Origin of the sequence: uncultured Sphingomonas sp., assembly GCF_964244265.1 — a bacterium.
Lineage (GTDB): Bacteria > Pseudomonadota > Alphaproteobacteria > Sphingomonadales > Sphingomonadaceae > Sphingomonas.
Map to the genome: position 1 here is coordinate 92752 of NZ_CAXTHV010000007.1, position 14961 is coordinate 107712.

Genomic DNA, 14961 nt, shown 5'->3' on the forward strand with positions numbered 1-14961 from the left:
ATCATGCCCGATCCGACAACCCACGGAGTCCGCATGATCGTCACCACCACTGAAAACGTCCCCGGCCACAAGGTCACCACCGCGATCGGGCAGGTGTTCGGCGTGGTCGTGCGCAGCCGCGGGCTGGGCGGCAACATCACCGCCAGCCTGCGCTCGATCGTCGGGGGCGAAATTCCCGAATATACCAAGCTGGTCGAGGACGCGCGGCGCCATGCCATCGACCGGATGATCCAGAACGCCACCGTCATGGGGGCCAATGCGGTGGTGATGATGCGATTCGATTCGGGCGAACTCGCCCAGTCGATGAACGAGGTCGTCGCCTATGGCACCGCCGTGGTGATCGAGCCGGCGTGATGGCGCGGGCGATCCTGTTGCTCGTGGCGGTCGGGCTGGCTGGCGCGGCATTGCTGGCGACGGTTGCCGATCCGGCATCGTGGCCGATGCTGGCCATGGCGCTGGTTTTGCTGACGGGCATCGTGTTCGAGCGGCTGCATTATGTCGGCAATGCCACCGATGCCGCGGCGCAGGACTGGCGGGCAACCGGCGAGAAGTTTCTCGACGAAGCCAGCGGGCGGCTGGTCACCGTCTGGTTCAACCCGACGACGGGCGAGCGGGACTATCGCGAAAGCTGATATTGCTGCTGCGAATGATGTGCAACAACGAGCGATGGCGCGACCATTAGCGGTTGCCACCGTGTCGCGAAGCGCCTAAGCGCCGACGCGTCCTGCGAGCGCCCGGGCGCCGCGTTGTTGGAGAGGAAGCCTTGGCCCGCAAGAAGATCGCGCTGATCGGCGCCGGCAATATCGGCGGCACGCTCGCCCATCTGGCCGCCTTGAAGGGCCTTGGCGATATCGTGCTGTTCGACGTGGCCGAGGGCATTCCGCAAGGCAAGGCGCTCGATCTCAGCCAATGCGGTCCGGTCGAGGGCTTTGACGCGACGATCACCGGATCGAACGACTATGCCGACATCGCCGGCGCCGACGTCATCATCGTTACCGCCGGCGTGGCGCGCAAGCCCGGCATGAGCCGCGACGACCTGCTCGGCATCAACCTCAAGGTGATGAAGGCGGTCGGCGAAGGCATCGCCGCCAACGCCCCCGACGCTTTCGTCATCTGCATCACCAACCCGCTCGACGCGATGGTCTGGGCGCTGCGCGAGTTTTCGGGCCTGCCGCACCATAAGGTCGTGGGCATGGCCGGCGTGCTCGATTCGGCGCGCTTCAGCCATTTTCTCGCCGAGGAATTCCAGGTCTCGGTCAGGGACGTGACGAGCTTCGTGCTCGGCGGGCATGGCGACACGATGGTGCCGGTCATCGCCTATTCGACCGTTTCGGGTATCCCCATACCCGACCTCATAGCGATCGGACGTTCCACAAGCGAGAAGATCGAGAAGATTGTCCAGCGCACTCGCGCCGGCGGCGGCGAGATCGTCGCGCTCTTGAAGACCGGCTCGGCCTATTACGCGCCCGCCACCAGCGGCATCGCGATGGCCGAGGCGTATCTCTACGACCAGAAGCGTGTGCTGCCCGCCGCGGCGCATTTGACCGGGCAATACGGCATCGACGATCTGTATGTCGGGGTGCCGGTGGTGATCGGCGCCGGCGGCGTCGAGCAGGTGGTGGAGATCGCGCTGGACGACGAGGCGAAGGCAAACCTCGCGGTTTCGGTCGACGCGGTAAAGGAACTGCTCGAGGCATGCAGGGGGATCGATGCCAGTTTGAAGTGACTTCCACTCCGGCAGAGGCCGGGGTCCAGTAGCGAGACGCTGTGAGGTGTAAGACCAGGCCTGCGTCTACATGATGGCGAACGCGAGAAACGGGACGCTGTATCTTGGTTCGACGGTGAACCTGCCGAAGCGGGCCTGGGAGCATCGCAACGGCGTCGTCGGAGGGTTCACGAAGAAGTACGGCTGCAAACTGCTCGTCTGGTACAAGCATGTCGGCAGTTGGGAAGCCGCCCGGCAGCGCGAGCTGCACATGAGAGGATGGAAGCGCGCTTGGAAGGTGCGGGAGATTGAAGGGCTCTACCCGGAGTGGAAGACCTTACGACCGGATCGCGCTGCCATGAATGTTGTCCCCTGTGCCCCGCCTTTGCCGGGGTGATAGAAATGGAGAAACGATGAGTATCCTCGTCGACAAGCACACCAAGGTCATTACCCAGGGAATGACCGGCAATACGGGCAGCTTCCATACGCAGGCCGCACTCGATTACGGGACGCAGATGGTCGCGGGGGTGACGCCCGGTAAAGGCGGCACGACGCATCTCGGGCTGCCGAACTACGACACGGTACACGAGGCCGTGGCCGCGACAGGCGCGACCGCCTCGGTCGTGTACGTGCCGCCGCCCTTTGCCGCCGATTCGATCCTCGAGGCGATCGACGCGGCAGTGCCGCTGATTGTGTGCATCACCGAGGGCATCCCGGTGCTCGACATGGTCAAGGTCAAGCGCGCTTTGTCGGGCTCGAAGTCGCGGTTGATCGGCCCGAACTGTCCCGGCGTGCTGACTCCCGGCGAGTGCAAGATCGGCATCATGCCCGGCAGCATCTTCTCCAAGGGCTCGGTCGGCGTCGTCTCGCGTTCGGGCACGCTGACCTATGAGGCGGTGTTCCAGACCACCAACGCCGGCCTGGGCCAGACCACCGCGGTCGGCATCGGCGGCGATCCGGTCAACGGCACCAACTTCATCGACGTGCTCGAGTTGTTCCTGGCCGACGAGGCTACCAAGTCGATCATCATGATCGGCGAGATCGGCGGATCGGCTGAGGAGGAAGCCGCGCAGTTCCTCCGCGACGAGGCGAAGAAGGGCCGAAGCAAGCCGATGGCCGGCTTCATCGCCGGCCGCACCGCGCCCCCGGGTCGGCGGATGGGGCATGCCGGCGCGATCGTATCGGGCGGCAAGGGCGATGCCGAAAGCAAGATCGCGGCCATGGAAGCTGCCGGCATCAAGGTGGCGGATTCGCCCAGCGAGCTGGGCACGACGCTGGTGAGCGTGCTGAACGGATGAGCCCTACCGGGGCGACGAGGATTGACCATGGGCTATGAAGGCCAGGATTTCGGCGAGATCGCCGCGGGCGTGAGCCCTGCATTCATCGAATCGCTCTATGCCCGGTTCAGGGCGGCGCCCGAATCGGTCGAGCCAAGCTGGCGCGGTCTCTTCGAAGGGCTGGAGGATGCCACCCAGGCGCCGAGCTGGAGCCACGCCAACTGGCCGCCCACGACCACGGACGACCTGACGGCCGCGCTCGACCCGACCCAGATGGAACCGGCGCCGCGGGTCGCCAAAGGCGCCGTTCCCGCCGCCAAACCGGCCGCCGCGCCCAATCGGGACGACATCATCAGCGCCGTCACCGACTCGATCCGCGCGATGCTGCTCATCCGCACCTATCGTGTGCGCGGGCACCTTGCCGCCAATCTCGACCCGCTCGGCCTGTCCTCGGCGCGCGAGCTTCCCGAGGATCTGCGCACCGACTATCACGGTTTTTCCGACGCCGACATAGATCGCCCGGTGTATCTGGGCGGCAGCCTGGGCATGGACTGGGCGACGGTCCGCGAGATCGTCGATATTCTGCGCGCCAATTACTGCGGCAATGTCGGCTTGGAATATATGCACATCGCCGATGTCGATGAGCGACGCTTCCTCGAAGACCGGATGGAGGGCAAGGACAAGGCGATCCAGTTCTCGGTCGACGGCAAAAGGGCAATCCTCAACAAGGTGATCGAGGCCGAACTGTGGGAGAAATTCTGCGGCCGCAAATATGTCGGGACCAAGCGCTTTGGGCTCGATGGCGGCGAAAGCATGATTCCGGCGCTGGAAAGCGTCATAAAATATGGCGGCCAATATGGTGTGCGCGAGATCGTCATCGGCATGGCGCATCGCGGCCGGCTGAACGTGCTGTCCAACGTGATGGCCAAGCCGTTCCGCGTGATCTTCCACGAATTCGGCGGCGGGTCGGATAATCCCGACGACGTCGCGGGGTCTGGCGACGTCAAATACCATCTCGGCACCTCGACCGACCGCGAATTTGACGGAATCAAGGTCCACATGTCGCTGGTCGCCAATCCCAGCCACCTGGAGGCGGTCGACCCGGTGGTCCTGGGCAAGACCCGCGCGATCCAGACGATCTCGGGCGATATCGGCGATCACACCGCCTCGCTGCCGGTGCTGATCCATGGCGACGCGGCGTTCGCGGGGCAGGGCATCGTCTGGGAATGTCTGGGTTTTTCAGGGATTCGCGGCTACAATACCGGCGGCTGCATCCACTTCGTCATCAACAACCAGATCGGCTTTACGACCAGCCCGCAATTCGCGCGCTCCTCGCCTTATCCGTCCGACGTCGCCAAGGGCGTCCAGGCGCCGATTTTCCATGTCAACGGCGACGATCCGGAAGCAGTCACGTTTGCGTGCAAGATGGCGATCGAGTTCCGGCAGAAATTCCATCGCGACATCGTGATCGACATGTGGTGCTATCGCCGCTTCGGCCACAACGAGGGCGACGAGCCGAGCTTCACCCAGCCGCTGATGTACCGGGCGATCAAGGATCATCCGGGAGTCGGCACGATCTATGGCGACCGCCTGATCGCTGAAGGGGTCGTCGACGCGGCGTGGATCGACACGATGACGCACCAGTTCACCACCCTCCTGGAAGGCGAGTTCGAGGCTGGCGCGAGCTACAAGGCGAACAAGGCCGACTGGTTTGCGGGCCGCTGGTCGGGGCTGCATGCCCCCGCGGATGCGGAGACCGCGCGCCGCAACGTCCCGACGGGAATAGAGAAGAAGCTGTTCGACAGCCTGGGCCGCACGCTGACCACCGTCCCCGAGGGTCTGGCGATCCACAAGACGCTGGGTCGCGTGATCGATGCCAAGCGGGCGATGTTCAAGTCGGGCGAGGGATTCGACTGGGCGACGGGCGAGGCGCTGGCGTTCGGGTCGCTCTTGTCGGAAGGGTATGGCGTCCGCCTGTCTGGCCAGGATTCGGGTCGTGGTACGTTCAGCCAGCGCCACGCCGTCTGGGTCGACCAGACCGACGAGCACAAGTTCGTTCCGTTATGGAATGTCGAGCATGGCAGCTTCGAGGTGCTTGATTCACCCCTCAGCGAATATGGCGTGCTCGGCTTCGAATATGGTTACGCGCTCGCCGATCCCAAGACGCTGGTGCTGTGGGAGGCGCAGTTCGGCGACTTCATGAACGGCGCGCAGACGATGATCGACGAGTTCGTCGCCGCCGGCGAGGCCAAGTGGCTGCGCGCCAATGGCCTGGTCATGTTGTTGCCGCACGGATATGAGGGGCAGGGTCCCGATCACAGTTCGGCCCGGCCCGAGCGGTTCCTGCAAATGTGCGCGCAGGACAATATGCAGGTCGCCAACTGCACCACCCCGGCAAATTATTTCCACCTGCTGCGGCGCCAGATGCACCGGTCGTTCCGTAAGCCGCTGGTGGTGTTCGCCCCCAAGTCGCTGCTGCGGCACAAGCTGGCGGTGTCGAAGGCGGCGGACTTCCAGGGCGACAGCCATTTCATGCGGATCCTGTCGGATCCCTCGGCCCCCACCGATGCCGTCACCAAGCGGCTGGTGCTGTGCACCGGCAAGGTCGCCTATGACCTGATGGAGGCGCGCGACGCGGCCGGTGATACCGGCACGCAGATCGTCCGGATCGAACAGCTCTATCCCTTTCCGGGGGAGCCGCTGGCCGCCCGCATCGCGCGCATGCCGCTGCTCCAGGATATTGTCTGGGCGCAGGAGGAGCCGAAGAACGGCGGCTATTGGTCGTTCGTCGATCCGTTGCTGGAGGAGGTGCTGATCGCTTCGACGGTCAGGGTGAAGCGCGCCCGCTATGCCGGCCGCGCCGCGGCCGCGTCGCCCGCGACAGGGCTCGCCAAGCGGCATCAGACCGAACAGGCGGCGGTGGTCGCCGACGCCCTGGGCCATAGCGTCCGGCAGGAAATCCGGCGGACGCGCAAGAACTGATCCACCGCGTCAGGCGGCAACCGACGCCGTCAGCGGCGAAAACGATATCATGAGCTTCCGGCCACCGCCGGATCGACGAGGTAGAGATGGCAACCGAAGTCAAGGTCCCCGTGCTGGGCGAATCGATCACTGAGGCAAGTGTGGGCGCGTGGCTCAAGCAGCCCGGCGACGCGGTCAGGGCCGACGAGCCGGTCGCCAGCCTGGAGACCGACAAGGTCGCGATCGAGGTGCCGTCGCCGGTCGCCGGGGTGATGGGCGAGCAGGCGGTGAAGGTCGGCGATACCGTCAAGGTCGGCGCGATGCTGGCGACGATCGAGACCTCCGGCGCCGGCGCCGGGGCTTTGGCGTCGTCGTCTGCCGCCGCTTCGCCTGCCACCGCCTCCCCCGCCGCGACCGCCGGTCAGCAGGCGCCGGCCGCCGGCGATTCACCCGCCGCGCTGTCGCCCTCGGTGCGTCGCGCGGTGCTGGAAACCGGGGTCGATCCGGCGACGGTCAAGGGCACCGGCAGGGACGGCCGCCTGACCAAGGACGACGTCATCGCCGCCGCCGCCGTGCCGACGGCCGCGTCGAGCGCGCCACCGACCGATCCGGTGCCGAGTATGTCGGCCGCCGCCCCGGCCGGCCGCAAGGAAGAGCGGGTGCGCATGACGCGCCTGCGCCAGACCGTCGCCAAGCGGCTGAAGGACGCGCAGAACACCGCCGCGATGCTGACCACGTTCAACGACGTGGACATGACCGCGGTCATCGCGGCGCGGACCAGGTACAAGGACCTGTTCGAGAAGAAGCACGGCGTGCGGCTCGGCTTCATGGGCTTCTTTGTAAAGGCGGCGTGCATGGCGCTGAAGGATGTGCCGAGCGTCAACGGCCGGATCGACGGCGAGGAGATCGTCTATCACGATTACGCCGACATCTCGGTCGCGGTGTCAGCGCCGCAGGGCCTGGTCGTTCCCGTCATCCGCGATGCCGACCAATTGACCGTCGCCGGCATCGAAAAAGCAATCGGTGATTTCGGCAAGCGCGCCAAGGACGGCACGCTGAAGATGGAGGAGATGAAGGGCGGCACCTTCACCATCTCCAACGGCGGCGTGTTCGGGTCGCTGATGTCGACGCCGATCATCAACCCGCCGCAATCGGCCGTGCTCGGCCTTCATCGCATCGAGGATCGGCCGGTGGTCGCGGGCGGCCAGGTCGTGGTGCGTCCGATGATGTATCTCGCGCTCAGCTACGACCACCGCCTGATCGACGGCCGCGAGGCGGTGACGTTCCTCGTCGCGCTGAAAAATGCTATCGAAGACCCGATGCGGATTCTGATCGATTTGTGAGAGGCGATGACGTGGAGATCGACTGGCGCAATCACATCCATTCGAACCCCGGTATTCTGGGGGGCAAGCCGGTGGTGAAAGGCACCCGCATTTCCGTGGAGCTGATTCTCGAGTTTTTGGCGGAAGGCGCCCCAATAGCCGAGGTCATCGACGGCTATCCAAGCCTTACCGAGGCCGATATTCGGGCCGCTATCGCTTTTTCCAGCCATTTGATGACGAAGGAGGCGGACTCGGCACGCCGGGAAGCAGCCTGACGCGTGAAGCTGCTCATCGACCAGAATGTCCACCGACGGGTCGTGCTGTGCCTGCGAAAGGCCGGCTACGATGTCGAGTTCATTCTCGAAACGATGCCCGGCCGGCTCGACCAGGAAATCCTGGCGCGTACGGATATCAGTACGCTTGTTTTCATCACCGGCGACAAGGGCTTCGGCGACTGGGTTTTCAACCAGGGGTTGCTGGCCCCGCTGGCCATCCTGCTCAGCCGACTGCCGCACGGCGAGTGGCAAGCAACTGCCGATCGCCTGATCGAAGTGCTTGAAGGCGGCGCGTCGCCTGGCCAAATCACTATTCTCATCAAAGACGGGGTGCGCCGACGCGCGCTCCCCAGCGGAGTAAATAATGGCTGACTATGATTTCGACGTTCTCGTAATCGGCGCCGGCCCCGGCGGCTATGTCGCGGCGATCCGCGCCGCTCAGCTGGGCTTGCGCGTAGCGTGTGCGGAGAGCCGCGAGACGCTCGGCGGGACGTGTCTCAATGTCGGGTGCATTCCGTCCAAGGCGATGCTCCACGCCAGCGAGTATTTCGACGCCGCCGCCAACGGCACGATGGCCAAGATGGGGATCAAGGTCACGCCCGAACTCGATCTGCCGACGATGCACGCGCAACGCAGCCACGCGGTCAAGCAGCTGACCGGTGGCATCGCCTTCCTGTTCAAGAAGAACAAGGTCGAATGGCTGAAGGGCCGGGGCAGCTTCGTCGACGCGCACAGCGTCGCGGTCGGCGACCGGGTCGTGACCGCCAAGGACATCGTCATCGCCACCGGATCGTCGGTCGCGCCGCTCCCCGGGGTCGAGGTCGACAACGACAAGCAGGTCGTGGTCGACAGCACCGGGGCGCTCGAGCTGGCCAGGGTCCCCGGGCACATGGTCGTGATCGGCGGCGGCGTGATCGGGCTGGAACTCGGCAGCGTGTGGCGCCGGCTGGGCGCCAGGGTGACGTGCGTCGAGTTTCTCGACCAGATCCTGCCCGGTTTCGACGGTGAGATCCGCAAGGAATCGAACCGGATCTTCAAGAAGCAGGGCATCGACTTCCGTCTGTCGACCAAGGTGACCGCGGTCAGCGTCGATGGCGACAAGGCCATATTGACGGTCGAGCCGGCGGCCGGCGGTGCTGTGGAAACGATCGAGGCCGATTGTGTGCTGGTGTCGATCGGGCGGCGGCCCAATACCGCCGGCCTTGCGCTCGACAAGGCAGGGCTTGCCGCCAACCAGCGCGGCCAGATCGAGATCGACCACGATTTCCGCACCGGCGTACCCGGCATCTGGGCAATTGGTGACGTCGTCCCCGGCCCGATGCTGGCGCACAAGGCGGAGGATGAGGGCATTGCGGTCGCCGAGAACATCGCCGGCCGGCACGGCATCGTGAACCACGACGTGATCCCCAGCGTGGTCTATACTTGGCCCGAGATCGCCGGGGTCGGCCTGACCGAGGAAGCTGCCCGGGAAAGCGGGACCGGCACGGGAGGCGAGATCAAGGTCGGCAAGTTCCCGATGATGGCCAACAGCCGCGCCAAGACCAACCACGAGCCCGACGGCTTCGTGAAGATCATCGCCGACGCGCAAACCGACCGCGTGCTCGGCGTATGGGCGATCGCCAGCGTCGCCGGCACGATGATCGCCGAGGCGGGCCTGGCGATGGAGTTCGGCGCGACCAGCGAGGACATCGCCTATACCTGCCACGCCCACCCGACGCATTCGGAGGCGATCAAGGAAGCGGCAATGGCGGTGCAGGGTAAGGCCATCCACGTTTAGACTAGATTGTCCGTCCTTGGCGGAGTCGGCGCCGCCTGAACAAGACGGATTGTAGCCCCTGGCGAATTGTGGTGCATGAAGGCTTGCCCGGCCGATGATGCGGCTTTGCCCTGTCCTCTACACTCAGGCGACCGGCGCCTCAACAAACCCCCGCTGCCGCAACAGCGCATCGACGTCAGGCGCGCGGCCGCGAAAGGCAATGAAGCAGTCCATCGGATCGCGCGTGTCACCCCGCGCCAGGATCTCACTGCGGAACCGATGGGCAAGATCAGCATCGAACAGGTCGCCGGCGGCGACGAAGGCGTCGAACGCATCGGCATCGAGCATTTCGGACCAGAGATAGCTGTAATAGAGGCTAGCATAGCCGCCGTCGAACACATGGGTGAAGTGGCTGAGGCCATGGCGCGGCAAGATCGTGGCGGGCATGCCGATTGCTGCGACCGCATCGGCAGCGATCGCATACGGGTCGGCATTGCCGACCGCGCGATGTATCGCCAGGTCTTGGATGGCGGAAGCAAGGAACTCGATCGTGGCGAAGCCCTGGCCGGTATCGTCGGCGCGCCCGATCGCCGCCGCCAGCGAGGCAGGCACGCCCAGCTCGGTCAGTAGCGCCGGGGCGACGATCCAATGCTCCATGAACTTGCTCGGCAACTCGACGAAATCGCGCGTCACCGCGGTCCCCGACTGCCCGGGATAGGTGACGTCCGACAAGAGAGCGTGCAGCGCATGGCCGAATTCGTGGAACAAGGTGCGCGCCTCGTCGACCGACAGGCCGGTCGCGCCGCCCGCCGGCGGATGCGCGAAATTGGCGCAGACATAGACGATCGGCAGGATCGTGTCGTCGAGCCGCTCCTGCACGCGCAACGACCCCATCCACGCCCCGCCATGCTTTTCGGGGCGAGCGTAAAAATCCGTGTAAAGCAGCCCGCGGTCTCCGCCATCGGCATCGCGCACCGCCCAGGCGGCAACATCGGCATGCCATCCCGGCAGATCGGGCCGTGCCTCGAACCACAGGCCATAGAGCCGCCCGGCCACCAGGAAGATGGCATCGCGCACGACATCCAGAGTCAGCCACGCCTTGACCGCGCCGCCGTCGAGCGCCAGCCGCTCGCGGCGGACTGCCTCGGCATAAAAGCGCCAGTCCCACGGCGCGAACGCGACACCGTCGGCGCGGGCCAGCGCTTCCAGCTCGTGCTGCTCCGCTTGGGCTCGCGCCAGCGCAGGTCGCCAGACGCGCAGGAGCAGCGACTCCGCCGCCGCCGGGGTCGCCGCCATCGTGTCGACCAGCGCGAAATCGGCATAGCTGGCATGGCCGAGCAGCCGCGCGCGTTCCTGCCTGAGCGCGACAATCTCGCGGACGATGGCACGATTATCATGCGCGCCGCCATTGCACCGCTCGGCAAAGGCGCGCCACACCGCCTCGCGCAGGTCACGCCGGCGCGAGAAGGCGAGGAAATCCTCCGCGATACCGCGATCCAGCGTCAGCACATGCCCCGATCTGCCCTGTGCCGTCGCCCGCCGCGCGGTCGCGCCGACCAACGCCTCGGGCAGGCCGTCGAGATCGTCGGGGCCGAGCGCCAGCGACCAATCCGCCGTCGCCGCCAGCACATTGTGCCCGAACGCGATCGACAGCGCCGACAACCGTTCGACGATCGCCGCGAACCGCGTCTTGTCGGCGCCGTCGAGCAACGCGCCGCCATCGACAAAGCCGCGATAATGGTCGGCCAGCAGTCGCCGCTGCGCCTCGGTAAGGTCCTCTGCGTCGCGCCGCCGCCACACCGCATGGACGCGCGCGAACAGCCCGGCGTCATGTGCGACCGAGGTACCATGCCGGGTCAGCCGCATCGAGACCGCGCCTTCGATGGCGCGGATGGCGTCGGTCGCCTGCGCCGAGGACAGCGCCCAGAAGATCCGACGGACCCGCGCCAGCCGTTCGCCCGCGCGCTCCAGCGCGACGATCACGCCGTCAAAGGTAGCGGGGGCGGCGTCGCCGGCGATACGGTCCAGATCGGCGACCGCCTCGGCGATCGCCACGTCCAGTGCCGGCAGGAACGCCGCCGGATCGATCCGGTCGAATGCCGGGGCGCCGAAGGGCAGGGCTGAAGCATCGAGCAGGGGATCGGGAAGCAGGGTATCGCGGATCGGCGCGTCATCAGCCAATGGCTTCCACCTCGTCGGCATGGACGTCGAACTCGACCAGCGCGGCCGGGCCGAAGGCGGTCGTCAGCGCGGCGTCGGTGGCGTCGCGACCGCGCGCCATCAGCACGCGCCCGATTCGCGGGAAATTGTGCCGCGCGTCGAACGTGTGCCATGCGCCGCCCAGATAGACGTCGAACCAGGCCGAAAAATCCATCGGCGCATCGGCCGGCGGGATGCCGATGTCGCCCAGATAGCCGGTGCAATAGCGCGCCGGGATGTTCATGCAGCGACACAGCGTGATCGCCAGATGCGCGAAATCGCGGCACACGCCCTGCTGTTCCTGGTGTGCGTCCCAGGCGGTCTTGGTCGGGCGCGCATAATGATAGCCGAACTCGACATGCCCATTGGTGAAGTCGACGATTGCCTGCACGCGCTCCCACCCTGGCTTGACGTGGCCGAACAGCGACCACGCGGTGTCCGACAGCCGGTCGGTCTCGCAATAGCGGCTGCCGAGCAGATAGATCAGGACGTCGTCGGGCAGGTCCTCGATCGCGTGCTGGATCGCGTCCGGCGAACAGGGATCGGGCAGGCCGTTATCCTCGATCGTAAAGTCGCAGCTGAGCGTCAACCCGCCTTCGGGCACGGTGACGCGGGTGCAGACGTTACCGAATGCATCGATATAGTCGTACATCGGCACGTCGGGCTTGGTAATGATGCGGTGCGGCGTCCGCAGGTCCTTATTGCGCGACGGATGGACGCTGAGCATCGCCAGCATCGGGGTCGGCGCATAAGTCGAGAAGCTGATGTCATAGCCGGCGCGGATCAGCATTCAACGGGCCTTCTGTTGTCGACCGGGGCGTCGTGCCCGGGAAGGGAAGCATCGTCCACCGTAACGTCGACCGACACGGTCATATCGACGAAGGTATTCGGAAACCCGTAATAGATGCCAGATATCGGCACCGCCTGATAGATGTCGCGCGCAATTGCCACGCGGATCAACCCCCGGCTGCCGATGATGCCGTTGGTCGGATCGAACTCGACCCAGCCCGATCCCGGCAGGTAGACCCTGACCCAGGCATGGGTGTTGCCGCCGCCGACGCGATGGTCTCGGCTGTCGGGATTATAGACATAACCGGATACGAACCGCGCCGCGAACCCCAGCGCACGCACCGCCTCGATCATCAGGCTGGCATAGTCGCGGCACGTGCCCTTGCGCCGCTGGAGCGTTTCGATCGGCGTCTGCGTCCCCTTTTCGGCGCGGGGCACATAGGTGAATTCGCGCCGGATCGCCTGGGTCATCGCGGTCAGCATCGCCAGCGTGTCGGTGGCGCCCTCGCCGTTGATGAACCGCCGCGCCCAGGTATCGATCCGGCGCTGGGGATCGAGATGCTGGCGTTCGATCGAGCGCAGCAGATCGGGCATTTCCTCCGACGAATAGGTGAACGGGTAGGAGCGGGCATATTCCTCGATGTCCACCTCCTGCAGGTCGACCGGCATGTGCTGGACGCGGACCTTGCTGTCGAACACCAGCCGGCTGGCGCGGCGGTCGAACGTGGCGATGGCGACGGCGTTGCCGAACACGTCCTGCAGCCAGCGGACGTCGCTGGGTTCGGGCTCGATCGTCAGCGTCGCATCGATCAGATGCTGGTCGAAGCTTTCGCGCGGGCGCACCATGATGCGGTGGTCGCCGAACGCGACCGGCCGCTTGTAGACATAGGTCGTGACGTGCGAAAGGTTCAGGAATGGCATTCGATCTCCTCGGCGAGGATAATTCGCCGCTGCTTGGCGCCAATGATCCATCGCCGATCAGGATTGTAAACCCCGGGGGAGCATCGACGTTCCTGCTGATCGGCGATCATGCCGGCAATTGCGTGCCCGAACGGCTCGGCACGTTGGGCTTGCCGGCCGACGAGCGGCGGCGGCACATCGCCTGGGACATCGGGATCGCGGCCCTGGGCGAGATGCTGGCCGAGCGGCTGGACGCGGTGTTCATCGCACAGGCATATTCCAGGCTGGTAGTCGACTGCAACCGCGACACCGCCGCGCCGGACCTCATCTCCGAGGTTGCCGACGGCACCCGCATTCCCGGCAACGCCGCTCTGTCGGCGGCGGATCGCGACCGGCGCATCGCCGAAATACACGAGCCGTATCAGGGGGCGATCGCCGCCGATCTGGCCCGGCGGGACCGGGCCGGCGGCGAAACGATCCTGGTCGCGCTGCACAGTTTCACTCCGGTCATGAACGGCAGGGCGCGCCCGTGGCAGATCGGCGTGCTCCACGATCGCGGCGACGCCAGCTTCGCTGTGGCAGTGCTGGATCGGTTGCGCGGCGACGGCATTTGGACGGTCGGCGACAACCAGCCCTATCGAATGGACGTTATCGACTATACCATACCACGACATGCCTATGATCGTGGTCGTCGCTATGTCGAGCTCGAAATCAGGCAGGACCTGATCGCCGACACGCCCGGACAGGCGGCATGGGCCGACCATCTCGCCAAATTGCTGTGCGTGGCGGCGCGGCGGTAACCGCGTACCGCCTCCCTTGTCATTAAAACACGATTACTAAGATAATAAAAGTATCCTACTAGATCTATACTGCTTATTTGCGGCGAGTGCGCAGCAATTAAGCGTCAATCTCTTGATGACAGAACGAACATCTTTCCATAGGTCTCAAGACACGAAAGCGGCGCTGAAAGACGTATGGCACTCCGCATTTTCTGCATCTTTGCGACAGTAGTACAATTACACAACAAGTAATAGCTGTTACTGATGGCCAAGGCCAAGATGGTCGAGTCCAAATTGCAATGACAGATAATATTGTTACAACGCCACATATGCCGATAACCATGCGGGCATTTCTATCGCGATTGTGGCTGGAGCTTAACATGACCCCGGAGTCCTAGCGGTAAAATTGAAGGACTTCGTATCACCTAATGCCGCGCCCGCTTTGGGTCCGACACTCAGGCCTGCGCTTACTGAAGTAGAATTTACATTGGGTGCGGGACTGGAGACGCTTCTATTGTTCGGGATGCTGAAGCCGCCACCCCACAAGCCTACGCCAATGCCCGCTGTTATCTCACGGGTCACGCTAGTCGTAACTCCCCGCGCGCTTCCACCGCCATTGTCGAGACCTCCGCCAGCGCCGTAGAGGAGACCGGCGCCCAATCCGGCACCAAGATACGCGTCAAATTCGAGGCTCCCATCGCCGCGCAAGGACAGGCCGAATCCGCCCCGAGCAAAACCAAAATACCCGCCCGCAGCATCAGCGCCTACCCGTAGACGCCCACTGTATCCCAACAGACCTACAACCTTACACATCAACGATTTATTCTGCGGCTTATCGCGGTTTGCAGCAACGACGATATCGCCGCATCCTCCGTCGCCGCAATTCCCGCTCGGGGGGCTGCCGATGCCCGGTCCGAAGAACGACCCCGCTATGTCGACGCGGGCAGGCGCAAACAACCAGCCGGCGTCGACGTCGTCGTCCTTTCGCGGCAGTCTCT

The 14961-nt window shown here is 65.0% G+C and carries 14 protein-coding genes; 11 read left to right on the forward strand and 3 right to left on the reverse strand.

Annotation, left to right across the window (positions count from 1 at the left end; all coding sequences use genetic code 11):
- Window positions 1-33: 33 nt before the first annotated feature.
- From ACFE7K_RS04515 to lpdA, 10 genes are all read left to right on the forward strand, one after another.
- Window positions 34-354, forward strand: coding sequence for a heavy metal-binding domain-containing protein (locus ACFE7K_RS04515; protein WP_375396971.1), 321 nt, complete (start codon window positions 34-36; stop codon window positions 352-354).
- Complete coding sequence (locus ACFE7K_RS04520) at window positions 354-632, forward strand: hypothetical protein (RefSeq protein ID WP_375396972.1); 279 nt, start codon at window positions 354-356, stop codon at window positions 630-632. The genes ACFE7K_RS04515 and ACFE7K_RS04520 overlap by 1 nt, the downstream gene beginning before the upstream one ends.
- 131 nt (window positions 633-763) lie before the next feature.
- A complete protein-coding gene (gene mdh / locus ACFE7K_RS04525; RefSeq protein WP_375396973.1) occupies window positions 764-1726 on the forward strand; it encodes a malate dehydrogenase in 963 nt (320 codons plus the stop codon).
- A gap of 70 nt (window positions 1727-1796) precedes the next feature.
- Window positions 1797-2102 carry a GIY-YIG nuclease family protein gene (locus tag ACFE7K_RS04530; protein ID WP_375396974.1) on the forward strand — a complete coding sequence of 102 codons (306 nt, stop codon included), beginning with the start codon at window positions 1797-1799 and terminating at the stop codon, window positions 2100-2102.
- A 16-nt stretch (window positions 2103-2118) separates the two neighbouring features.
- Window positions 2119-3003 (forward strand): succinate--CoA ligase subunit alpha, encoded by an 885-nt coding sequence (gene sucD / locus ACFE7K_RS04535; protein ID WP_375396975.1) that lies wholly within the window; start codon window positions 2119-2121, stop codon window positions 3001-3003.
- Window positions 3004-3030: 27 nt separating this feature from the next.
- Window positions 3031-5964: a 2-oxoglutarate dehydrogenase E1 component gene (locus ACFE7K_RS04540; RefSeq protein WP_375396976.1), complete on the forward strand. Its 2934-nt coding sequence runs from the start codon at window positions 3031-3033 to the stop codon at window positions 5962-5964.
- Between the two features lie 86 nt (window positions 5965-6050).
- Entirely contained in the window at window positions 6051-7286 is a 1236-nt protein-coding gene (odhB, locus tag ACFE7K_RS04545) for a 2-oxoglutarate dehydrogenase complex dihydrolipoyllysine-residue succinyltransferase (RefSeq protein WP_375396977.1), read from the forward strand.
- A gap of 11 nt (window positions 7287-7297) precedes the next feature.
- Window positions 7298-7540 (forward strand): DUF433 domain-containing protein, encoded by a 243-nt coding sequence (locus ACFE7K_RS04550; RefSeq protein ID WP_375396978.1) that lies wholly within the window; start codon window positions 7298-7300, stop codon window positions 7538-7540.
- A 3-nt stretch (window positions 7541-7543) separates the two neighbouring features.
- Complete coding sequence (locus tag ACFE7K_RS04555) at window positions 7544-7912, forward strand: DUF5615 family PIN-like protein (RefSeq protein WP_375396979.1); 369 nt, start codon at window positions 7544-7546, stop codon at window positions 7910-7912.
- Window positions 7905-9317 (forward strand): dihydrolipoyl dehydrogenase, encoded by a 1413-nt coding sequence (gene lpdA / locus ACFE7K_RS04560; protein WP_375396980.1) that lies wholly within the window; start codon window positions 7905-7907, stop codon window positions 9315-9317. Before ACFE7K_RS04555 ends, lpdA begins: the two co-directional genes overlap by 8 nt.
- Window positions 9318-9440: 123 nt before the next feature.
- Here the strand turns inward: lpdA and ACFE7K_RS04565 are convergent, their stop codons facing one another.
- From ACFE7K_RS04565 to ACFE7K_RS04575, 3 genes are read right to left on the reverse strand one after another with little or no spacing between them, the layout of a single operon-like run.
- Window positions 9441-11477 carry a M3 family metallopeptidase gene (locus ACFE7K_RS04565; protein ID WP_375396981.1) on the reverse strand — a complete coding sequence of 679 codons (2037 nt, stop codon included), beginning with the start codon at window positions 11475-11477 and terminating at the stop codon, window positions 9441-9443.
- Window positions 11470-12285, reverse strand: a complete 816-nt coding sequence (locus tag ACFE7K_RS04570) for a transglutaminase family protein (protein WP_375396982.1) — start codon at window positions 12283-12285, stop codon at window positions 11470-11472. The genes ACFE7K_RS04565 and ACFE7K_RS04570 overlap by 8 nt, the downstream gene beginning before the upstream one ends.
- The gene (locus ACFE7K_RS04575; RefSeq protein ID WP_375396983.1) at window positions 12279-13205 is read right to left on the reverse strand and encodes a transglutaminase domain-containing protein; all 927 of its coding nucleotides are present in this window, start codon (window positions 13203-13205) and stop codon (window positions 12279-12281) included. The genes ACFE7K_RS04570 and ACFE7K_RS04575 overlap by 7 nt, the downstream gene beginning before the upstream one ends.
- Here ACFE7K_RS04575 and ACFE7K_RS04580 point away from each other — a divergent pair.
- Complete coding sequence (locus ACFE7K_RS04580; RefSeq protein WP_375396984.1) at window positions 13199-13984, forward strand: N-formylglutamate amidohydrolase; 786 nt, start codon at window positions 13199-13201, stop codon at window positions 13982-13984. The genes ACFE7K_RS04575 and ACFE7K_RS04580 overlap by 7 nt on opposite strands.
- Window positions 13985-14961 lie beyond the last annotated feature (977 nt).